The organism is Colidextribacter sp. OB.20 (assembly GCF_009911595.1).
GTDB lineage: Bacteria > Bacillota > Clostridia > Oscillospirales > Oscillospiraceae > Lawsonibacter.
In genome coordinates this window covers 15,797-37,131 of the sequence record NZ_QWKG01000027.1, presented here as the reverse complement: position 1 = coordinate 37,131, position 21,335 = coordinate 15,797, and the positions used below count along the sequence as shown (strand labels likewise).

The following is a 21,335-nucleotide window of genomic DNA, read 5'->3' as shown; positions in this document are numbered from 1 at the left end:
CAGGGGCGCAGTCTGTGCGCCCCCGCATTCTTTTTCACGCAACAGAGTACCCGCCCCGGACCAGCAGCTTAACGGTGCCGGAGGCGGTTAAGGTCCGGCCCTCAATGGTGGACATGTACAGGTGATTTTTGGTCAGGGATGCGCCGGCGTTGATTGTCCCTCCGGAGGTCAGGTCGATGAGGGCGGGGTTCCCATCCGCCTGGACGGAGGCGGCGCCCACCCGGAGGAGTACCTCACAGCCCACCTGCAGAGACATGGTCTGTCCGCTGGACATGGTCACCAGAGTGTAGCCAGCGGAAGCGCCTGTGCCGGAGCTCCCGGTCTGACCTGTCTCCCGCTTGTACAGCTCAATCTGCCGGGCAAAGCTCTGCTCCAGCTCCTCCTGGCGCTGGGAAGCCTTTTCCTCCACCTGCTCCACCAGCTGAGGCAGGGCAGTCTCATTGAGGTAGCTCAAAGTGACCAGGGGGTCGGCCTGGCCGCCCCCCGCGGCCAGGGCCGCGACGGTGCCCAGCAGGGCGGCCGACAGGCCCAGCGCACCCAGGCGGATGGTCCAACGCTTGTCCAATTTTTTCATATGTACGCTCCTTCTTCATACAGGGGCGGCGCGGAGGCCGCCCCCTGCGGTTATACCATCGTCTCTGGGTGGAGGCCGAAGCTCACCGCAATCGCGGCGTCCACCTTTTTCATCACGCCGTCATCCAGGCGGCCCATCTTCTCCCGCAGGCGGCGCTTATCCAAGGTGCGCACCTGCTCCAGCAGGATGACCGACTCCTTGGGCAGGCCGCAGCTGAGAGGCGCCACCGAGATGTGGGTGGGCAGCCGGGCCTTTCCGGTCTGGGAGGTGATGGCCGCGGCGATGACGGTGGGGCTGTGCCGGTTTCCGGTATCGTTCTGAACGATGAGAACCGGGCGCACGCCCCCCTGCTCGCTGCCCACCACAGGGCTTAAATCGGCGTAGAAAATATCGCCTCGTTTTACGCTGTTATCCAAGTACACTCACACTCCGCTGGAAGATAGCACCGCGTTACAGCCGGGGCTTATGTAACGCTGTACTATGATTCTCCCACGGGGCGGCGGGCTTTATACCTCACCTGGAAAGAGAATTTGAGCCGTCAAATGAACAGATCGTCCCCGGCCCACTCCGGAACGCCCGCCGCGCCCTTCCTACCCCTGCGCTCCGGTTCATCCTATGCGGAGACGGGCAGGCGGGTCACGGCAGGGGACAGGCGGTGTGAGGACATGTCCAACGGTTTTTCAGAGGATTTTCAGGAAATCACAGTCCCGCCCTCCAAATAGATGCGGGGAATCCGGGGAGTGAGCTGGCACAATAATTCATAGGGGATGGTGCCCGCCAGCTTTGCCGCCCGCTGCGTCAGCTTCGGCCCGTAGACAACAGCCGCCTCGCCGGGCTGTACATTCTCCAGGCCGGTGACGTCCACCATACACATGTCCATACAGACGCGGCCTACAATGGGGCAGGGAATGCCGCGAATCAGCATGTCCATCTGATTGGACAACACCCGGGGATAGCCGTCGCCGTAGCCCATGGGCAGGACGGCGATTTTGGAGTCCCGCTCCAGGGTGGCGGTGCAGCCGTAGCTGATCTTCGCCCCAGCGGGCAGCGCCCGGACAGCGGCGATCCGGCTTTTCACTGTCATCACCGGCTTTAAGCCCGGGTCCTTCACAGACGGGTCGGGTACATAGCCGTACAGGGCGATGCCGGGGCGGACCATGTTTAAACTCATCCAAGGGTAGTTTAACACGGCGGCGCTGGCGGCGCAATGGCAAATTTTAAACTCCCGACCAGCCCTCCGCAGGGCCTCGATCACGTCTCCAAATTTTCGATTCTGAGCGCGGGTATATTCCCAGCTCCCGTCGGCGTCGGAGAAGTGGGTAAAGACGCCCTCCGCCTCCAGGCCGGGCAGGGCACACAGGGCCGCAATCTCTCGGGTGGAGTCAGCCTCCCACCCCTCTGTCCACACAAAGCCCAGCCGGCCCATACCGGTGTCCACCTTCACGTGAATTTTCAGCGTCTTTCCGGCGGCCACGGCGGCAACGGACAGGGCCTTGCCCGTCTCCAGGTCGCCCACCGTCTGGGTGACGTCGTACTCCAGCAGCTCGCCGGCCAGCTCAGGGGACGTCTGGCCCAGACACAGGATGGGGATGACAATGCCCGCCTCCCGCAGCTCCACGGCCTCGTCCAGACAGGCCACCGCCAGCATGTCGACCCCCAGCGCCTCCAGCTTTTTTGCGATGGGAATCGCACCGTGGCCGTAGGCGTTGGCCTTCACCAAACCTAAAAATTTGGAATCAGGCGCCATTCCCCGCAGGAGCCGGTAGTTGTGGGCCAGGGCGTCCAGGTCGATCTCTGCCCAGGTGCGGACTGTTCTTCTGTCTGTCATGGGTATCCCTCTTTTGTTTGGAAATCAAATATTCAAACGGCGCGCCGAGGTCGTCGCACCCTACACGCGGGCGGACAATGTCCGCCCCTACAGATCATCCGGCGGTAAAATCGGAAAATTCGCACAAAATCACCCGGAAGCCGTCTACCGATATCTCGCCCTTAATCAGGGCGTGGGTGGCGGTGTCGAACCACAGGGCGTACTCCGTGCCTGTGCCCGGGCTTCCGGAGGGGTCGCCGCAGTCCACCCGAAGGAGGGCTCCCTCCTCCTCCAGGGCGCAGGCGGTGATGTAGCCCGACCGGGCCGCCTCCAGCAGGGCGGGCAGGGCGGAGACGGGGGTGAGCCCGCTGCCGTCCAGCGGTCCGGTCTCCACCGACAGGCCGTCAAACTCCAGCCGGCTGTCCTCCCCGGTGATCCGGGCGGTGAGACCCGCCACCGTCTCGGGGGCGGACAGGGTGAGGACGGTCTCCTCCCCGTTTACCGCCACGGCCATCTCATACTCATACACCCGCTGGCCGTAGTCGGCGGTCACAGCCGCCTGGGCGGCGCAGGCGTCCAGGGCCAGATACTCCCCCCGGACGGTCAAGGCCAGCTCCTCCGCTTCGTCTCCTCCCGCTTTGCCGCACCCGGCCAGCAGGAGGGCTGTCATTAGTACGCAAAGCAGACGTTTGCGCACGGTGATACCTCCAATTTGGTTGTAAAATCTGCCTGTAGGGGCGGATATTATCCGCCCGTCGTGATCTGGCAGGTTTCATTAAGATGCGGGCGCTAATAGCCGCCCCTACAATTCCTCCGTCCACTGCCGCAGGACCTCGGGCAGGGCCTCAATAAGGTCGGAGGGCAGCATGGCGTACTCCCCCAATTTCCGGGCACACAGGTCCCCGGCCAGGCCGTGGAAGCAGACGGCGGCTGTCACCAGCTCCGGGGTGTTGTCCCCCTCCCGGCGCTCTCTGCGCAGATGCTTCTGACCCAGCAGGGCGGCAATCATCCCGGCCAGCACGTCCCCGGAGCCCCCCTTGGCCATGCCGGGGTTTCCGGTGGCGTTGATGCAGGCGGAGCCGTCCAGGGCGGCGGTGACGGTGCCCCGTCCCTTGAGGACCAGCACACAGCCGTGCTCCCGGGCAAAGTCCCGGGCGGCGGTGGGGCGGTCCCGGACGGGTAGAGCGCACCCCGTCAGCCGGGCAAACTCCCCCTCGTGGGGAGTGAGGACGGTGAGCGTGGTCCGCCTGTCCAGTACATCTATATGCCCACACAGCGCGTTTATGCCATCGGCGTCCAGCACCACGGGGATGTCCAGGTCGGACAGCAGGCGCAGGACAAGCTGTTCCGTCTCGGTCGCCCGCCCCAGCCCGGGGCCGATGAGGGCCGCGTCACAGCCCCTGGCCTTCTCCAGGATGGCGCTGTAGTCCTCCGGCAGGGGGAAGGGCATGGCCTCGTCGCATTTCACGGCCATGATGGGGTAGATTTCCCTGGGAACCCCTAAGTACACCAGCCCCGCCCCGGTGCGCAGGGCAGCCCGTGCCGCCAGAACCGGCGCGCCGGTATAGCCCTCGGAGCCCGCCAGGATGAACAGCTTGCCAAAGTCCCCCTTGTGGGCGTTCCGGGGGCGGAGGGGGAGCTGGCTGTCGGGCTGGTGCATGACCTCCAGCCGGGGCAGCTCCCGGAACATCTGGTACTCCAGATCGTGGGGGATGCCGATGTACACGATGCGGACCTCCCCGGCCCGCTCCGCCCCCGGCCCGGAGTACAGCCCCGGCTTGCCCCGGGTGAAGGTAACGGTCACCTTGGCCCGGACCGCCTCCCCCAGCACCTCTCCGGTGTCGGCGTTCACCCCGGAGGGGACGTCACAGGAGACCACCGGGCAGCCTAACTGGCTCTGCATCTGCAAAACGGCAGTGCGGAACACCCCCTCCACCGGCCGGGTCAGGCCGATGCCGAAGAGGGCGTCCACCATCGCGTCGCAGGTGGAGATCCACATCAGCAGCTTCTGCTGCTCAAAGGTCATGGTGGCCTCCAGCGTCTCCCGGCTGGTCATGTCTACGGAGAAGTCCTCCAGACAGCCCCCGGCAGCGATGAGCTTGTCCTCCATAGCTTTCTCGTCTGGGGTCATTTTGGCCCGGTCGCCCACAAAGAAGGCCCGGACCTGACAGTTTCCCATCCCCATCAGCAGACGGGCGGCGGCCACGCCGTCCCCGCCGTTGTTGCCCGGGCCGCAGAACACCGCGATCCGGGGGGTGGGGTCGTCGTTCTTGGACTCCACAATGGCCCGGAGCTCGTCCATCTGGGCCTGTTCCTCACTGGTGGGAGGGGGAGCGCCCTTTTTGTTCGTAACAATCACAACGCTCTGGCCGTGGCCGATGGGACCAAACTCGTCCTCCGGCGGATTTAGCAGCTCCCACACCGCCTGGGTCACGGCGTGAGCGGCGTTCTCCATCAGGTCCAGGGAGGACACTCCCCGCTCCTCAATGGCCCGGCGGTCCAGCTCCTTCATTTGTGCGGCGGTGGCAAGTGGCAGCATAGGACACCTCCTCAGGATTGTTGTATAGGGCGCGCCGTTTCTGGCAGGCGGCAGGCCGAGGTCGTCCCGCCCTACAGCGGGCGGATATCATCCGCCCCTACATCATTTCAAAAACCCGTTGACGATCTGCTCCTCGGCCTCCTTCTCGGTAAGGCCCAGGGTCATGAGCTTGGTGAGCTGCTCCCCGGCGATCTTGCCGATGGCCGCCTCGTGAATCAGCTGGGCATCCAGACAGTTGGCGGTGACCTCGGGAATGGCGGACACCACCCCCTCGTCCATGATGATGGCGTCGCACTCGGAGTGGCCGTAGCAGGCGGCGTTGCCGTTGATCCGGGCCAGGAAAATCTGTTTGGACTGGTCCCGGGCCACCGACCGGGAGATCACATTGGTGTGGCAGCCCTCGCCGTCCAGGTCCACGGTAAAGTCGGACTTGGCCAGCTGCCTGCCGTGGGTCATCACCTTCTCCTTGATAATCAGGGTGGACCTGGGGCCCAGCCTGGCGGTGGTGGTGCGGACGGTGGAGTCCACCCCCTTGATCTGGGTGGTCTCCATCTCCATGTAGCCCCCCTCGTCCAGCTCCACCACGGTGGTGGGGTTCATGATGTTCTCGCCGGCGCCGTCCCCCTCGCCGTAGTGCTTCTCCACATAGCGCACCCGGGCATTTTTGCCCACGTGGAAGGTGTGGATGCCCGAATGCTCCGAGGTCTGCACCCCGCAGTTGTGGATGCCGCAGCCGGCTACAATGGTGACGTCACTGTCCTCGCCGATGAAAAAATCGTTGTACACCATGTCCTTCAGGCCGCTCATGCTGAGGACCACCGGGATGTGGACCGACTCGTTCTTCGTGCCCGGCTTGATGATGATGTCGATGCCGTCCTTATCGGTCTTGGTGACGATGTCGATGTTGGCGGTGGTGTTCCGGCCCGCCTTCTGGCCGTTGGCCCGGATGTTGTAGGCCCCCTCCGGGACCTCGTGGAGCCCGGCCACCTGCTCCAGCAGGCTCTTTTGGATCGCGTCCATATATATTCCTCCTTAGGGATGTATCTGTAGGGGGCGGCCTCTGCGCCGCCCCATGTTAAAGATTTTCCATACCGGCGGGGCGGCACAGAGGCCGCCCCCTACAAAATATTCACCGCACCTTATCCGCCAGGGCGCCGCACACCCCGGGGGCGCCCCCCAGCAGGGTGGGCAGCACGTCCTTCCGGGGGCCGTCGTTGATGACCTGACCCTCGGCCAGGACGACGACGCGGTCGGCGATGTTGAGAATCCGCTCCTGGTGGGAGATGATGAGGATGGAGCCGTTGATCTTCTTGTGCAGCTGCTCAAAGACCTGGATCAGATTGGTGAAGGACCACAGGTCGATACCCGCCTCGGGCTCATCAAAGACGGACAGGCTTGTCCCCCGGGCCATAATGGTGGCGATCTCGATGCGCTTCAGCTCGCCGCCGGACAGGGAGGCATCCACCTCCCGGTCGATATAGTCCTTGGCGCACAGGCCCACCTCTGACAGGTAGCCGCAGGCCTCGGACACACCAATGTCCTTTCCGCTGGCCAGGGTAATCAGGTCCTTCACCGTCAGCCCCTTGAAGCGCACCGGCTGTTGAAAGGCAAAGCTGATGCCCTTCCGGGCCCGGTCAGTGATGGACAGCCCGGTAATGTCCTCTCCGTTGAAGAGGATTTTCCCCTGGGTTGGGGTGTAGATGCCGGCGATCACCTTGGCCAGCGTGGACTTGCCGCCGCCGTTGGGGCCGGTGATGGCCACAAAGCGCTCGCTGATGGTCAAATTGATGTCGTGCAGGATGTCCTTGTCGCCGCCGTCCTGCGCCACATTATAGCTGATATGCTGTAATTCCAGCATGAGATGTCCCTCCCTGTCTGTTTTTCTCCATTGTAGCATAGAGTACCGATTTTGTCCAGATTATTTTCCCAGCTTCCCGCTGGGTTTAGAAGACCATTCATTTTCCGAAATTATACCCCTTTTCCTCTTGCATTACAAGGCAATTTGTGTTATAAATACGGGTAGCTCAAATGTGTTGAACGGGAAAATAGGGATTTTCCTCTCCCAGAGAGGACGGGCCGCCGGCTGAAAGCCCGTCTGAGACGGCATCCCTTGGTTCGCCCGGGAGCGGCCCCCGAGAGGGGGACGGTTTCTCCGCCGTTACCGGAGGTTGAGTGCGCGCAGTCTGCGCGAATGCGGGTGGTACCGCGGAGGGCTTGCCTTTCGTCCCCAGTTCTGGGGAGGAAGGGCGTTTTTCTTTACTGAGGGGGTTTTTATGGAACAGAAGCAGGAGGTATGTCCCCACTGCGGCGGAACAAAGCTGGTGGCGGGCGTCCAGCAGCAGCAGGGCAGGGTGTGGCCCTACCCGGCAAGGGGGCTGAATTTGGGGCAGGAGCTCATCCACATCATCTGCAAAAGCTGCGGAACGGTGGTCCGCTCCTATGTTGACTATCCGGAAGATTTAAAAGATTTTAAATAAGGAGTTTTACCGATGAAAGAACAGTTAGCGAAAATCGAACGCGAGGCGCTGGAGGCCATCACCGGCGCGGCAGACCCCGCCGCCCTGGACGAGCTGCGGGTCAAGTACCTGGGCAAAAAGGGAGAGCTCACCGCGGTTTTGAAGCAGATGGGCAGGCTGTCCGCCGAGGAGCGGCCCGCTATGGGGGCTCTGGCCAACGAGGTCCGGTCCGTTCTGGAGGAGACCATTGAGCTCACCGCCCAGAAGCTGGCCGCTGCCGCCCTGGAGGAGCGGCTCAAGGCGGAGGCCCTGGACGTCACCGTTCCGGGCAAGCCCGTCAAGCTGGGCCGCAAGCACCCCATGTACAGCGCCCTGGACGAGATCAAGGACATCTTTGTGGGTATGGGCTTCACCGTTCTGGACGGCCCCGAGGTGGAGCTGGCCGAGCTGAACTTCGACCGGCTCAACGCCGAGGAGGGCCACCCCTCCCGGGACTGGTCGGACACCTTTTACTTCGATGAGGACAGCCGGGTGATGCTCCGCTCCCAGACCTCCCCCATGCAGGTGCGGGCCATGGACGCCATGCCCCTGCCCATCCGCATCATCGCCCCCGGCCGGGTGTACCGCAAGGACGAGGTGGACGCCACCCACTCCCCCATGTTCCACCAGGTGGAGGGGATGGTCATCGACAAGAACGTCACCATGGCCGACCTGAAGGGCACCCTCAACCTGCTGGCCGAGGAGCTCTTCGGCAAGGGGACCGTCACCCGGTTCCGCCCCCACCACTTCCCCTTTACCGAGCCCTCCTGCGAGATGGACGTGCAGTGCCACAAGTGCGGCGGCGCGGGCTGTCCCACCTGCAAGGGTGAGGGCTGGATTGAGCTGCTGGGCGCGGGGATGATCCACCCCAATGTGCTGCGCATGGCCAACATCGACCCCGAGGAGTGGTCGGGCTGGGCCTTCGGCATGGGTCTGGAGCGCACCGCCATGCGCCGGTTTAAAATCGCCGACCTGCGGCTGATCTTTGAGAACGATGTGAGATTTTTGGAGCAGTTTTGATGGAGGAACGGCACATGGCAGACTACGTTCAGGTTTTTCCCCTTGGGGAACGTATAGAGGTTCTTTTAAGCGCCGAGCATGAGAAGATCCTTGCCCTCGGCGAGAAGATGAACGCCGCTTGTGAGGACGCCTATATGAACGGCTACAACTGGGAGGCCCTTTTTCGGTATTATCTGGAACAGAATGATCCAGACATCCTGACGGACATGAAGACGGACCCGGAGGCGGGGATGTATGTGGCCTATTGGCCTCTGACAGAAGAAAACGAAGCCAGGGCAAAACGCTTCCAGGACATCATCCGCGCCCTGGCGGAAGACGAAGAAGCCCTCTGCCGCATGGTCCGGGAACACGGCGGCGAGATTGAGTGGGACTAATAGCCGCCCCTATACGTAGGGCGCGACGACCCCGGCGCGCTGCGTTACGAAGAACGGCGGGCCCAGTGGTCCCGCCCTACACGCACCGTAGGGGCGGATATCATCCGCCCGCAAAAATCGGACTGTCAGCACACGGGCGGATAATATCCGCCCCTACAAACAAAACCTGATACCAAGAGGAGTTTTAAATATGAATCTATCCAGAAAATGGCTCAACGAGTTTGTTGAGATAAACGCCGGCGACCGAGAGTTCGCCGAGGCTATGACCTTATCCGGCTCCAAGGTGGAGCTGACCCACGACATGGGGGAGGAAATTTCCAACGTGGTGGTGGGCCGCATCCTGTCCATGGAACGCCACGAGAACAGCGACCACATGTGGGTGTGTCAGCTGGACGTGGGCAAGGACGAGCCCGTTCAGATCGTGACCGGGGCCTGGAACATCCACGAGGGCGACCTGGTGCCCGTGGCCCTGCACAAGTCCACCCTGCCTGGGGGCAAGAAGATCGAAAAGGGCAAGCTGCGGGGGGTGCTGTCCAACGGGATGCTGTGCTCCCTGAAGGAGCTGGGCCTGGACGAGCGGGATTTCCCCTATGGGGTGATTACCGCCGCCGCCCTCCTCAACGACTACCACCCCATCGACCCGGACAAGCCCTCCATCCCGGCGGATATCAAGCCTGGAGACAAGATGTTCGGTTCGGTGGAGTGTGCAGGGGTGGCAAATGTCTCTCCCTCTGGAGAGGGCAAATGGGAATGCACACTCATCCGCACGGAGGATGACGGACCCTGTGCCACTACTCTGGTAACCGACTGTCAGAATCTCCACAAGTGGGATCTGGTGGCTTACAACACAAAGACGAACACTATTTGTACCCTGGCCGACCTCCGGGCGGAGCAGAAGGAGTTCCCCAACTGCATCCCCGACGGCATCTTCGTCCTCCAGGAGAACTGCAAGCCCGGGGACGACATTAAGACCGTCACCGGCCTGGACAACCACGTGGTGGAGTTTGAGATCACCCCCAACCGGCCCGACTGCCTGTCGGTCATCGGTCTGGCCCGGGAGGCGGCGGCCACCTTCGACAAGCCCTGCCGCTTCCACCAGCCGGAGGTCAAGGGGGGCGGCGAGGGCGTCCTCCCCGAGCTGCTGGACGTGGAGACCCCTGACCCCGAGCTGTGCCCCCGGTACACCGCCCGGATGGTGCGGAACGTGAAGATCGGCCCCTCCCCCAAGTGGATGCGGGAGCGGCTGCGGGCCATGGGGGTCCGGCCCATCAACAACATCGTGGATATCACCAACTATGTCATGCTGGAGTACGGCCAGCCTATGCACGCCTTCGACTACCGCTACGTGAAGGGTGGGAAGATCGTGGTCCGCCGGGCCCAGGACGGGGAGGAGCTCACCACCCTGGACGGCAACGTGCGCAAGCTCACCTCCAACATGCTGGTCATCGCCGACGACACCCGGGCCGTGGGTCTGGCGGGCATTATGGGCGGGCTGAACTCTGAGATTGTGGAGGACACGGTGGACGTGGTCTTTGAGTCGGCCAACTTCGACGGCACCACCATCCGCAAGACCGCCCTGGCCCTGGGGATGCGCACCGAGGCCTCCGCCAAGTTTGAGAAGGGGCTGGACATCCTCAACACCCTCCCCGCCGTCAACCGGGCCTGTGAGCTGGTGGAGCTGCTGGGGGCCGGCGAAGTGCTGGACGGGGTCATCGACATCCTCAACTACGTGCCCCAGCCCACCCTGCTGAAGGTGGAGCCGGACAAGATCAACGCCCTGCTGGGCACCGATGTGTCGGAAAATGTGATGTACACCATCCTCCAGAAGCTGGGCTTTGAGACCACAAAGGAGCGGGGCGTGGTGAAGGTGCCCTCCTGGCGGGGGGACGTGAAGGAGATGGCCGACCTGGCCGAGGAGGTGGCCCGGTTCTACGGCTACAACAACATCCCCACCACCCTCATGCGGGGCCAGACCACCCTGGGGGGCTACTCCGCCGAGCAGCGGCTGGAGCAGAAGCTGGGGGCGGTGTGCCGGTCCTGCGGCTACGACGAGATCATCACCTACTCCTTTATCTCCCCCACCTGGTACGACAAGATCGGCTGGGAGGCCGATGCCCCCTGCCGCCGCTCCTTCAAGATTTTGAACCCCCTGGGGGAGGATACCTCCATCATGCGCACCACCACTTTGCCCTCCATGCTGGACATTCTGGCCCGGAATTACAACTACCGGAACAGGGACGTGCGCCTCTACGAGCTGGGCCGGATTTATCAGCCCGGCGGCGAGGACGGTCTGGCCGACGAGAAGAAGGTGCTCACCCTGGGGGCCTACGGCGAGGGCTTCGACTTCTACGACCTGAAAGGGGCGGTGGAAGCCATCCTGAAAGAAATTCGGGCGGAGGAAGTCTGGTTTGAGGGGTGGCGCATTGGCAACGACGCCTACCACCCCGGCCGCTTTGCCACCGTCTGGGTGGGCAGCGTGGAGGTGGGCCATATGGGCCAGATCCACCCCAATGTGGCCAGGAACTTCGGTGTGGACGCCGAGCTGTACTGTGCCGAGCTCAGCCTTGAGAAGCTGTTCCAGGTCAAGGGTGCCGACCCCGAGTACGTCCCCCTGCCCAAGTTCCCCTCCGTCACCCGGGATATCGCCGTGGTGTGCCGTGAGGCGGTCACCGTGGGGGCGCTGGAGAAGGCCATCCGCAAGGGGGCCAAGGGACTGCTCAAAGAAGCCGCCCTGTTCGATATCTACCGGGGCAAGGGCATCGACGAGGGCATGAAGTCCGTGGCCTTCAACCTGGTTCTCCGGGCGGATGACCGCTCCCTCACCTCCGAGGAGGCCGACGAGGACGTGAAGTCCATCCTGGAGGCCCTGGAGCAGGACTGCGGGGCGAAATTGCGATAAACCGTAAGGGGCGGCCTCCGGCCGCCCCTTCTTTAGAATTTTTTAAGAATCCTGCCCTGTTTTTTGTAAGAAATCTCTGCTATATTGAGAGACGGCGGGCCGGGGCCGTCCCGCCCTACATTTTCTGACGGAGGATTTACCAATGAAACGAACCTTATCCCTGCTGTTGGCTCTGATGCTGCTTCTGCCCGGGTGCGGCAAAAAACAGGACGAGACCACCACACAGCCCTGTGAGGTCATTGCCCGGGTTATGTGGGTCAGCGCACCCGAGGCCTCTGAGGGCAGCGATCTCTTTCGCTGGTATCTCTACGATGGGATGCGCCATCAAGGCTTCGGCCAGGAGGAGGAGTACCACAGCGACGAGGAGATGAACGCCCTCCTCTCCGACTTCTACGGCCTGGAGGACCTGAAATGGTTCGACGCGGCCATCGTCCGCATGGAGGGGGTGCGGGCCTTTGAGCTGGCCGTCCTCTCCGTGCCCGAGGAGGCACAGGACACCGTGGTCAAGGCCTTTCAGGAGTATCTGCTGGACCGTCAGGGGGCTTTTACCGGCTACGAGCCCGAACAGGCCGCCCTGGCAAAAGACGGCAGGGTAATCACCTGCGGCCAGGAGGTGGCCTTGATCGTCTGCGAGAACGCAAAAAACGTTCGGGAGGCCTTTGAGGCGTGCTATGGGGACGGCCGCTTGGCCCAGGGAGTTCCGGATTTTCTTCGCCCGGAGCCGGAAAAGCGCCCCGACGGGCGCTATGTCTACAGCGACCCGGGCAAGGATGACATGACCCTCTTCGACAATACTGCCATTCTGGCCGCCTGGGAGAGCGGGGACAGCTCCTCTCTGTCCAGAGAGGACAAGGCGGTGCTGGAAGCGGCGAAGCAGGTCTTTGAGGAATGCGTCACCCCGGAGATGAGCGACTATCACAAAGAGTACGCCCTGTATACCTGGCTCACAGGGAACGTCACCTATGACCAATCTCACTATGAGAAAAAGGGAGCGCCCCGCACCTCCTATGAACCCTATGGGCCGCTGGTGGAGGGCAAGGGGGTCTGTCTGGGATTTGCCGAAGCCTTCCGGCTGCTGATGGATATGGCGGGCATCGAGTGTATCACCGTCACCGGGGCAGGGTTCCAGAACCGGGAGAACCACGCCTGGAATATGGTGAAGCTGAACGGAGAGTGGTACTGCGCGGACCCAACCTGGGACCTGAACCCCGGGATTGCCACCCGGGACGGGGAAACCTTTATTCAATACAGCTATTTCAACGTCACCAGTCAGTATCTGGCCGACACCGACCACCAGTGGGACTACGACAACACCCCCGAGGCCACCGCAGAGGACGGCGGGCTGCCTTAAACGCACCTCCAAAGCCTCCTTTTCCCCGCAAGGGGGACGCGATAGCCGTAAGTGGCAGAGCCGCTAACGGCTATCCAGTGAAAGGAGGTGGCATCCGCGAAGCGGATGACGGAGGATTGTATTTCGCCGCAGGCGAAATGTGCGGAGCAAACAAGGCCCGTGCAAATCTTGGTTACTTCGTATATTTTGCTTTGCAAAATACAATCCCCACCGCCCTGCGGGCGGAGCCCCTTTCAAAAGGGGCCTTTTTTTGTCCTCAGAAAAATTTCCGTGGGTTTTCCCGATCTGCGGTGTAATATAGAACAGAGAGACAAAAGGAGGTGAGGGCATGGGCGAACAGGAGATCATCCAACTGATCCGGGACCGGGATCACCGGGGCATGGACGAGCTGCTGCTCCACTTCGGACCGCTGATGCGGTATATCATCGCGCCCATCCTGTCCGACGGCCGGGACCGGGAGGAGTGCCTGTCTGAGGCGGCCATGCGGGCCTGGGAGAAGATTGAGCTCTTTAACCCGGAGCAGGGCAGCTGGAAGGGCTGGCTCACCGCCCTCACCCGGAACGCGGCTCTGAACCGGGCCAGGGGCCTGCGCGGCGAGGTGGGGGAGCTGACCGAGGACATCCCCTCCCCCGCACCCATGCCCGAGGAGGCGCTGCTGCGGAAGGAGCGGGCGGAGGAGCTGAAAAAGCTGCTGTACACCCTTTCCTACAAGGACCGGGCTCTGCTCTACCGAAAGTATTACTATATGCAGTCCACCCAGCAGATCGCCCGGGAGCTGGGCACCACCCCCCGGGCGGTGGAGGGCCGGCTGTACCGGCTGAAGCAGCAGCTGAAAAAACGGCTGGGAGGTGAGAACTATGGATGACCGCCGTTTTGACCCGAAATTAGAGGAGTTCGAGCTGGACAGCCTGTTGTCCGAAAGCCTGTCCGCCCCCCCTGACGACGATATTCTGACAGAAATCACCCCCTGGCGGCAGGCCATGAACCGTATCCTCACCGGCCTGGCCCTGACCACCATCCACCTGAATTTCCTCTGGCTGGACTACCTTCTGCCCGCCATCGGCTTTGTCCAGCTCCTGCTGGGCCTGCGGGTCCTGCGCCGGGAAAACGGCTTCTTCAAGACCTGGTGGGCCGTCAACCTGGCCCGGAGCGGCTGGTTCTTCTTCTGCCTGCTGCGCCAGGCTGTCCCTGGCAGTCAGGCCTTTTTTGAGCTGTCCCCCCTCCGAGCGCTGGGCCTCGTCAACATCCTTCTGCCCTTCGTCCAGTTCTTCTGCCTCTGGCAGGGGCTGCGGGCCGTCCAGCGCAAGGCCGGACTGCCCCCCGAGGCGGGCGGGCCGGGGCTTATCATCTGGCAGCTGATTGTGCTGGGCCTGGCCTATATCGGCTACAGCGGTTGGCTGCTGGGCCTGCCCGTCCTGATCGCCTACTTCTGCATCCTCTATCTGCTCTACTGCATCTCCAAGGAGCTGGACGAGGCGGGCTACTCCGTCCAGCCCGCTCCGGTGCGGGTGACGGACCGGGTACTGGTCCGGAGCATCGCGGCGGCACTCATCGCTGGGCTGGCGGTGTGTATCCTGTTCCTCAACCGCCTCCCCATGGACTGGCAGCCGGTGGATTCGGCGGAGCACAGCCAGCTCGCGGAGCTGGAGGCCCAGCTGCTGGCCTTGGGCTTCCCGGAGGAGGTCCTCTCCGACCTGGCTCGGTCGGACATCCTGGCCTGTGAGGGGGCCGTCCGGGTGGTGAGCGACGTGTCCGGCTACCCCCGGGACGACTACCGGGGCGCTCCCGACGAGGTCACTCTGCAAATCACCGGCGTGGCGGTGGAGCTGGCCGGCGAGCGGGAGAAATGGCGCATTTTCCACCACTTTGAGCTGCTGGAGCGCCCCCCTCTCATGGGGACCTATGCCATCCAGCTCTGGCCCGCCTGGCGCAGCTGTCCTGAGGGCTGGGCCCCCTCCGGGGAGGTCACCGGCCGGGTCCTCTATGACCGGGACGGGACCGCTTATCAGTCCACCTACTGGTCCCTGGACAGCCAGACCTTCACCTCCGACAGCATCTTCTTTGGTCCCCAGACCAGCACCGACATCTTTGCCTCCTTCTCCCTGCCCCACGGCGGGGCGCGCCACCGGGGCTATGTCACCTATGAGACGGCGGAGAGCAGGGACGGCTGGATCATCGACTCCTGGTGCAACTTCATCCAGCCCACCGGCTGGCTCCAGTACCCCGTCTTTTCCGCCCAGGAGTGGCGGATGGCGGGCCGCTGGAACTGGGAGGGCCAGCCCTTCCTCTGCTACCAGAGCGCATTGCAGTTCTATCCCCCGACGGTGGACGAGGAGGGCACCTTCGGCGCCTCCAGATAAGAACAGGCCCCCGGCTTGAGGTGTTGCTCAAGCCGGGGGTCTGTCTGCGTCTCTCAAAACGGCACGCCGGGGTCGTCGTGCCCTACACGCCCTCCATCAGCAGGCACATAACCGCCTTCTGGGCGTGGAGGCGGTTCTCCGCCTCGTCGAAGATCTCCTCTGCGTGGGCCTCAAAGACCTCAGCGGTGATCTCCTCCCCCCGGTGGGCGGGGAGGCAGTGCTGCACCATGCAGCCCGGGTTGGTGAGGGCCATCAGCTCCCCGTTGACCTGATACCCGGCAAAGGCCTTCTCCCGGACAGCCTTCTCCTCCTCCATCCCCATGGAGGCCCACACATCGGTAAAGACCACGTCGGCCTTGACGGCGGCGTCTCTGGGGTCCCGGACCAGGGAGAACTGATAGGCGGGGTCGCTCCCGGCGAAGTCCAGCACCTGCCGGTCTGGGTCGTAGCCCTCCGGGCAGGCCACTGAGACCTCCATGCCCATCTTCAGGCCGCCCACAATGAGTGAGTTGGCCATATTGTTGCCGTCGCCGATGTAGCACAGCTTCAGCCCCTCCAGCACCGCCTTGTGCTCCCGGACGGTGAGCAGGTCGGCCAGCACCTGGCAGGGGTGGCAGAAGTCAGTGAGGCCGTTGATGACGGGGATGTCGGCGTACTTGGCCAGGGCCTCCACCTCGTCCTGGCCGAAGGTGCGGATCATGATGCCGTCACAGTAGCGGCTGAGCACCCGGGCGGTGTCCTCCACCGGCTCTCCCCGGCCGATCTGGCTCTCCTTGCCGGAGAGGAACAGGGCGTGGCCCCCCAGCTGGAACATGCCCACCTCGAAGGACACCCTGGTCCGGGTGGAGTTCTTCTCGAAGATCATGGCCAGGGTCTTGCCCTCCAGATACTTCTGGGGGATGCCATGCTTTTTCTCATACTTCAGCTGGTCCGCCCGGTTCAGAATGGCGGTGATCTCCTCGGCGGACAGGTCCAGCAGCTTTAACAGGTCTTTTTTCATGGTCTTTTTACTCCTCATTATCAAATGTAGGGCGCGGCGACCTCGGCGCGCCGTTTGAATGCCTGTAAAGGCGGGCCGCCGGGGTCGTCGGCCCCTACAAATCGCTCTCAGCGCAAGGTCTCCCTCATAATGGCCAGCCCCTTATCCATCTCCTCCTGGGTGATGGTGAGCGGGGGCAGGAAGCGCAGGCCAGGTCCGGCGGTGAGGACGAGCAGGCCGTTGTCGATCAGCCTGGCGGCCAAGGCCGCGTTGGTCCAGCCCTCCCTGACCTCCACGCCGATCATCAGGCCCAGTCCCCGGGTCCCGCCCAGACAGGGCAGAGCCAGCTCCTCCACCTGGGCGCGGAGGTAGTCCCCCTTCTCCCTCACCTGGGTCAAGAGGGAGTCGTCCAGCCGGTCCAGCACGTGGCAGGCGGCGGCGGCGGCCACCGGGTTGCCCCCGAAGGTGGTGCCGTGGGTGCCGGGAGTAAACACGCCCCGGCACTTTTCATTGGCCATCACTCCGCCGAAGGGCAGGCCCCCGGCGATCCCCTTGGCAAAGGAGACGGCGTCGGGCTGAATGCCGTACTGCTGGAAGGCGAATAGGGTGCCGGTACGGCCCACGCCGGTCTGGACCTCGTCGATGAGGAGGAGCCAGTCCCGCTTGGCGCACAGGTCGGCGATTTTCTCCATAAACTCCCGGTCCAGGGGCAGCACGCCCCCCTCCCCCTGGATGAGCTCCACCATCACGGCGCACACGTCGTGTCCCGCCACCGCCTCCACGCTGTCCATGTCGTTGGCGTCAGCGTAGCGGAAGCCCTCGGTGAAGGGGAAGAAGTAGTTGTGGAACTTGTCCTGGCCGGTGGCGGCCAGGGTGGTGATGGTGCGGCCGTGGAAGGAGTTGTGGAGGGTGATGACGGTCCCCCGGCCCTTGCCGTATTTGTCAAAGGACCACTTCCGGGCCAGCTTAATCATGGCCTCGTTGGCCTCCGCCCCGGAGTTGCCAAACATCACGCTGGCCATGCCGGTGCGGGTGCACAGCTTCTCCGCCGTCCTGGCGTAGGGCTCGGTATAAAACAGGTTGGAGATGTGGCCCAGCTTGCCCGCTTGCTCCGTGACGGCCTTCAGCCAGCCCTCGTCCCCGTGGCCCAGGGCGGTGACCCCGATGCCGGCGGTAAAGTCGATGTACTCCCTCCCGTTCACGTCCCAGAGGGTGGCGCCCTTTCCGTGGTCCAGGGCCACCGGGAAGCGGCCATAGGAGTGCATGACATACTGCTCGTCCAGGCTCTTTATCTCTTCAAAGGTCATAAGAAAACCTCCTTGTCTGGGTGTGTAGGGCGGGACGACCTCGGCCCGCCGTCTAAACAGGCTTATCTATCCGGAAAGGCGGCGCGCCGGGTCGTCGCGCCCTACTGTAGGGGCGGACATTGTCCGCCCGCCGGTTTTCCATCCTGTTTCCCGGGCGAATTTTATCCGCCCTACAGGTCAATCCTCGGCCCGCCGTCTAAACAGGCTCATCTATCCGAAAGGGCGGCGCGCCGGGTCGTCGCGCCCTACTGTAGGGGCGGACATTGTCCGCCGGGTCCGATGTGTAGTCACGGGCGGATAATATCCGCCCCTACGGACAAGCCGGTATCAGTTCGTGAGCATGGTCCCGATGCCCGCGTCAGACAGCAGCTCGATGAGGATGGAGTGCTCCACCCGGCCGTCCAGGATGACGGCGGATTTTACGCCGGAGCGGACGCTCTCCACACAGCACTCGATTTTTGGAATCATGCCGCCGGAGATGATCCCCTCCCGCTCCAGGGCGGGGACAGAGGACAGCTGGAGCTCGGGAATCAGGGTGCTCTCATCCTTGGGGTCCCGGAGCAGGCCCCGCACGTCGGTGAGGAGGAGCAGCCGCTCCGCCTCCAGGGCGGTGGCCAGCTTGGCGGCGGCGGTGTCGGCGTTGATGTTGTAGGTCACCTCGGCATCCACCCCCTGGGCCACGGTGGATACCACCGGGATGTAGCCGCAGTTCAGCGCGTCAAAGACGGGGGCGGCGTCAACCTTGACAATCTCCCCCACCAGGCCGTATTTCTCGTCCAGCTGCCTGGCCTGGAACAGGCCCCCGTCCAGGCCGCAGAGCCCCAGGGCCCGGCCTCCCAGGCGGTTCAGCGTTGACACCAGGTCCTTGTTCACCCGGCCGCACAGCACCTGCTGAACCACGTCCATGGTGGCCTCGTCGGTGTACCGCAGGCCGTCCACAAACCGGGACTCAACACCCAGCTTTTTCAGCATCTGGCTGATTTCCGGCCCGCCGCCGTGGACCACCACCACCCGTACGCCCACCAGGGACAGGAGGATGATGTCGGAGATGACGGCCTGGCGCAGCTCCTGAGAGATCATGGCGTTGCCGCCATATTTCACCACCACGGTCTTGCCGGTGTATTTTTGGATATAGGGCAGGGCCTCGGCCAATACCTGGGCCCGGTCAATTTCGTTGAAGGACATTTGGAAACCTCCAGAGTTAGGATGCAGGGGCGCGCATTGCGCGCCCGCGGGCGGACAATGTCCGCCCCTACAAAGGGCATTCTCAGGTCCGGTAATCCCCGTTGATCTTCACATAGTCATAGGTGAGGTCGCAGCCCCAGCACTCGGCGGAGTCGTCTCCCTCGTGGAGGTCCACAGCGATGATAACCTCTTTCTCAGTGAGCACCTTCTTGGCCAGCTCCTCGTCAAAGGCCAGACCGTCCCCCTGCTTGCACACCAGGATGGACCCGGCGGCGGACTCAAAGGAGACGTCCACATGCTCGGGGCGGAAGGGGGCCTTGGAGTAGCCCATGGCGCACAGCACCCGGCCCCAGTTGGCGTCGGCGCCGAACATGGCGGCCTTCACCAGGGCGGAGCCTACCACGGCCTTAGCCAGCCGCTCGGCGGACTCCTCGCTCCTCGCCCCGGTCATCCTGCACGTGACCAGTCGGCTGGCCCCCTCGCCGTCCCCGGCGATGGCCCGGGCCAGATGGCGGCAGACGCAGTCCAGAGCCGCCTTGAATGCCTCATAGCTGTCGTCCTTCCACTCAATGAGCTCGTTGCCCGCCATGCCGTTAGCCAGCACCACGCAGGTGTCGTTGGTGGAGGTGTCCCCGTCCACGGTGACCCGGTTGAAGGTCACCGACGTCACCTCGTGGAGGGCCTCGGAGAGCATCTCGGTGGTGATGGCGCAGTCGGTGGTGACAAAGGCCAGCATAGTGCCCATGTTGGGGTGTATCATGCCGGAGCCCTTGGCGATGGCCCCGATCTTCACCGTTTTGCCCCCCAGCTCAAAGGAGACGGCGAACTCCTTCTTCACCGTGTCGGTGGTCATGATGGCGGTGGCGGCCCCGTCGGAGCCGTCGGCGCTGAGGGCGGCGGCAGCCTTGGGCAGGCCGGTCTGGATGGCCTGGATGTTGATGGTCTGGCCGATCACCCCGGTGGAGCAGACCACAAAGTCCCCCGCCTCCCGGCCGGTGGCCTTGGCGGCGAAGAGGCACATGGCCTCGGCGTTCTCGTGGCTCATGGGACAGCAGGCGTTGGCGTTGCCGCTGTTGGCCACCACGCCCCAGGCCGTGCCGTCCTCCAGGTGGTCCATGGTGACGTAGATGGGGGCCGCCTTCACCCGGTTCATGGTGTATACCCCGGCGGCGGTGCACTCCTTGTCAGACAGGATCAGCGCCAGGTCGTTCTTGGAGGGGCTGCTGCCCTCCTTCACACCGCAGTGGATGCCCGCGGCCTTGAAGCCCTGGGCGGCACACACGCCGCCGGAAATTTCCTTTATCATGGTATCATTCTCCTCGTATTTTGTAGGGCGCGACGACTCGGCGCGCCGTTTCGTTTCGGAGCGGCGTGCCCGGTGGTCACGCCCTACATGCCGGGCGGCCAAAGGCCGCCTGCGGGCGCACAATGTGCGTCCCTACAGATTCAGCCCCTTGGTCTCCTCAAGGCCCAGCATCAGGTTCATGTTCTGCACCGCCGCGCCGGACGCGCCCTTGCCCAGATTGTCAAAGAGAGCGGTAATGGTAAACTGGTTGTCGTTGCCCGTCACAATAATAGACAGCATGTCCTTGCCCCGCCACATGTTGGCATAAATCTTAAAGCCGCTGTCCACGCCGCTCTCCGGGTCGGTGGGGTCACCCTCCACCCGGACGATGCCCTCCTCGCCGGCAGTTGAGAGATAAAATTCTCGTAGCTTGTGCCAGACGGTCTGAAGGGGGGACAGATGGAGCATCTCCGACAGGGCCGGGACATGGTGCAGCTGCGACATATGGAACGAAACGGTGGTCGCCATGCCCTTGTAGTAGTCGTCCACAACCGGCACGAACACCGGCGGGGTGGTCAGCCCGCAGCGCAGCTGCATTTCGGGCAGGTGCTTGTGGTTTTGCAACAGGCCGTAGAGAGCAGGGCTGGAAAAGGCCGGAGGGCGGTGCTCCTGCTCATACTGGGCGATCATCTTTTTCCCGCCGCCGGAATACCCAGTGAGGGAAAAGCAGGTCAGCGCGGCATCGGGAGGCAGCAAGGCCATGCCCACCAGAGGCTTGACAATGCTGACAAACCCAGTGGCGTGACAGCCGGGGTTGGTCACCCGCTTTGCCTCGGCAATCTGCGCACGGTGCAGCCTGGACATCTCCGGGAAGCCGTACACCCAATCGGGATTGATGCGGTGGGCGGTGGAGCAGTCGATCACCCGGGTGTTGTCATTCTCAATGAGGGACACCGCCTCCACGGCGGCCCCGTCGGGCAGGCAGAGAAACACCAGGTCGGCGGCGTTGAGGAGCTTCTTCCGCTCAGCGGTGTCCTTCCGCTTGGCCGGGTCGATGAGGAGCAGTTCGATATCGTCCCGCTCCCCCAGCCGGTCATAAATTTGCAGGCCGGTGGTGCCCTCCTGGCCGTCTATGTAAATTTTGGGTTTTTCCATATCAT

Annotated in this window: 19 protein-coding genes; 7 read left to right on the top strand and 12 right to left on the bottom strand. The window is 63.4% G+C overall.

The features are described 5' to 3' along the window. Positions 1-34 precede the first annotated feature (34 nt). From D1641_RS08630 to D1641_RS08600, 7 genes are all read right to left on the bottom strand, one after another. The gene (locus D1641_RS08630) at positions 35-574 is read right to left on the bottom strand and encodes a hypothetical protein (protein WP_160664709.1); all 540 of its coding nucleotides are present in this window, start codon (positions 572-574) and stop codon (positions 35-37) included. Between the two features lie 50 nt (positions 575-624). Continuing rightward, positions 625-990 (bottom strand): type II toxin-antitoxin system PemK/MazF family toxin, encoded by a 366-nt coding sequence (locus D1641_RS08625; RefSeq protein ID WP_160664707.1) that lies wholly within the window; start codon positions 988-990, stop codon positions 625-627. Between the two features lie 275 nt (positions 991-1,265). Beyond that, the gene (alr, locus tag D1641_RS08620) at positions 1,266-2,402 is read right to left on the bottom strand and encodes an alanine racemase (protein ID WP_160664705.1); all 1,137 of its coding nucleotides are present in this window, start codon (positions 2,400-2,402) and stop codon (positions 1,266-1,268) included. Between the two features lie 94 nt (positions 2,403-2,496). Beyond that, on the bottom strand, positions 2,497-3,078 hold the full coding sequence (locus D1641_RS08615; protein ID WP_347707407.1) for a hypothetical protein: 582 nt from the start codon (positions 3,076-3,078) through the stop codon (positions 2,497-2,499). Positions 3,079-3,183: 105 nt separating this feature from the next. Continuing rightward, positions 3,184-4,920, bottom strand: coding sequence for an NAD(P)H-hydrate dehydratase (locus D1641_RS08610; protein ID WP_160664703.1), 1,737 nt, complete (start codon positions 4,918-4,920; stop codon positions 3,184-3,186). Positions 4,921-5,022: 102 nt separating this feature from the next. Further along, positions 5,023-5,940 carry a SufD family Fe-S cluster assembly protein gene (locus D1641_RS08605; protein ID WP_160664701.1) on the bottom strand — a complete coding sequence of 306 codons (918 nt, stop codon included), beginning with the start codon at positions 5,938-5,940 and terminating at the stop codon, positions 5,023-5,025. Positions 5,941-6,049: 109 nt separating this feature from the next. After that, a complete protein-coding gene (locus D1641_RS08600) occupies positions 6,050-6,778 on the bottom strand; it encodes an ATP-binding cassette domain-containing protein (RefSeq protein ID WP_160664699.1) in 729 nt (242 codons plus the stop codon). A gap of 415 nt (positions 6,779-7,193) precedes the next feature. Between D1641_RS08600 and D1641_RS08595 the strand changes: the two genes are divergently transcribed. The 7 genes from D1641_RS08595 (at position 7,194) to D1641_RS08565 (ending at position 15,419) form a co-directional block, all read left to right on the top strand. After that, positions 7,194-7,397, top strand: coding sequence for a hypothetical protein (locus D1641_RS08595; protein WP_160664697.1), 204 nt, complete (start codon positions 7,194-7,196; stop codon positions 7,395-7,397). A 12-nt stretch (positions 7,398-7,409) separates the two neighbouring features. Continuing rightward, entirely contained in the window at positions 7,410-8,435 is a 1,026-nt protein-coding gene (pheS, locus tag D1641_RS08590; protein ID WP_160664695.1) for a phenylalanine--tRNA ligase subunit alpha, read from the top strand. A gap of 14 nt (positions 8,436-8,449) precedes the next feature. Beyond that, positions 8,450-8,809 (top strand): Imm51 family immunity protein, encoded by a 360-nt coding sequence (locus D1641_RS08585; protein ID WP_201757307.1) that lies wholly within the window; start codon positions 8,450-8,452, stop codon positions 8,807-8,809. Positions 8,810-8,999: 190 nt separating this feature from the next. Next, positions 9,000-11,708, top strand: a complete 2,709-nt coding sequence (gene pheT, locus D1641_RS08580) for a phenylalanine--tRNA ligase subunit beta (protein ID WP_160664691.1) — start codon at positions 9,000-9,002, stop codon at positions 11,706-11,708. Positions 11,709-11,850: 142 nt separating this feature from the next. Next, entirely contained in the window at positions 11,851-13,059 is a 1,209-nt protein-coding gene (locus tag D1641_RS08575; RefSeq protein WP_160664689.1) for a DUF4358 domain-containing protein, read from the top strand. A gap of 328 nt (positions 13,060-13,387) precedes the next feature. Then, positions 13,388-13,924 (top strand): sigma-70 family RNA polymerase sigma factor, encoded by a 537-nt coding sequence (locus D1641_RS08570; RefSeq protein WP_160664687.1) that lies wholly within the window; start codon positions 13,388-13,390, stop codon positions 13,922-13,924. Further along, a complete protein-coding gene (locus tag D1641_RS08565; protein WP_160664685.1) occupies positions 13,917-15,419 on the top strand; it encodes a hypothetical protein in 1,503 nt (500 codons plus the stop codon). The genes D1641_RS08570 and D1641_RS08565 overlap by 8 nt, the downstream gene beginning before the upstream one ends. An 82-nt stretch (positions 15,420-15,501) precedes the next feature. Here the strand turns inward: D1641_RS08565 and argF are convergent, their stop codons facing one another. The 5 genes from argF to argC all read right to left on the bottom strand — a co-directional run bounded on the left by argF (position 15,502) and on the right by argC (position 21,330). Beyond that, positions 15,502-16,419, bottom strand: coding sequence for an ornithine carbamoyltransferase (argF, locus tag D1641_RS08560; protein ID WP_160664683.1), 918 nt, complete (start codon positions 16,417-16,419; stop codon positions 15,502-15,504). A gap of 107 nt (positions 16,420-16,526) precedes the next feature. Next, complete coding sequence (locus tag D1641_RS08555) at positions 16,527-17,705, bottom strand: aspartate aminotransferase family protein (RefSeq protein WP_160664680.1); 1,179 nt, start codon at positions 17,703-17,705, stop codon at positions 16,527-16,529. 327 nt (positions 17,706-18,032) lie between these two features. Next, a complete protein-coding gene (argB, locus tag D1641_RS08550; protein WP_160664678.1) occupies positions 18,033-18,890 on the bottom strand; it encodes an acetylglutamate kinase in 858 nt (285 codons plus the stop codon). Positions 18,891-18,972: 82 nt separating this feature from the next. Then, on the bottom strand, positions 18,973-20,196 hold the full coding sequence (gene argJ / locus D1641_RS08545) for a bifunctional glutamate N-acetyltransferase/amino-acid acetyltransferase ArgJ (RefSeq protein ID WP_201757306.1): 1,224 nt from the start codon (positions 20,194-20,196) through the stop codon (positions 18,973-18,975). Between the two features lie 132 nt (positions 20,197-20,328). Continuing rightward, complete coding sequence (argC, locus tag D1641_RS08540) at positions 20,329-21,330, bottom strand: N-acetyl-gamma-glutamyl-phosphate reductase (RefSeq protein WP_160664676.1); 1,002 nt, start codon at positions 21,328-21,330, stop codon at positions 20,329-20,331. Positions 21,331-21,335 lie beyond the last annotated feature (5 nt).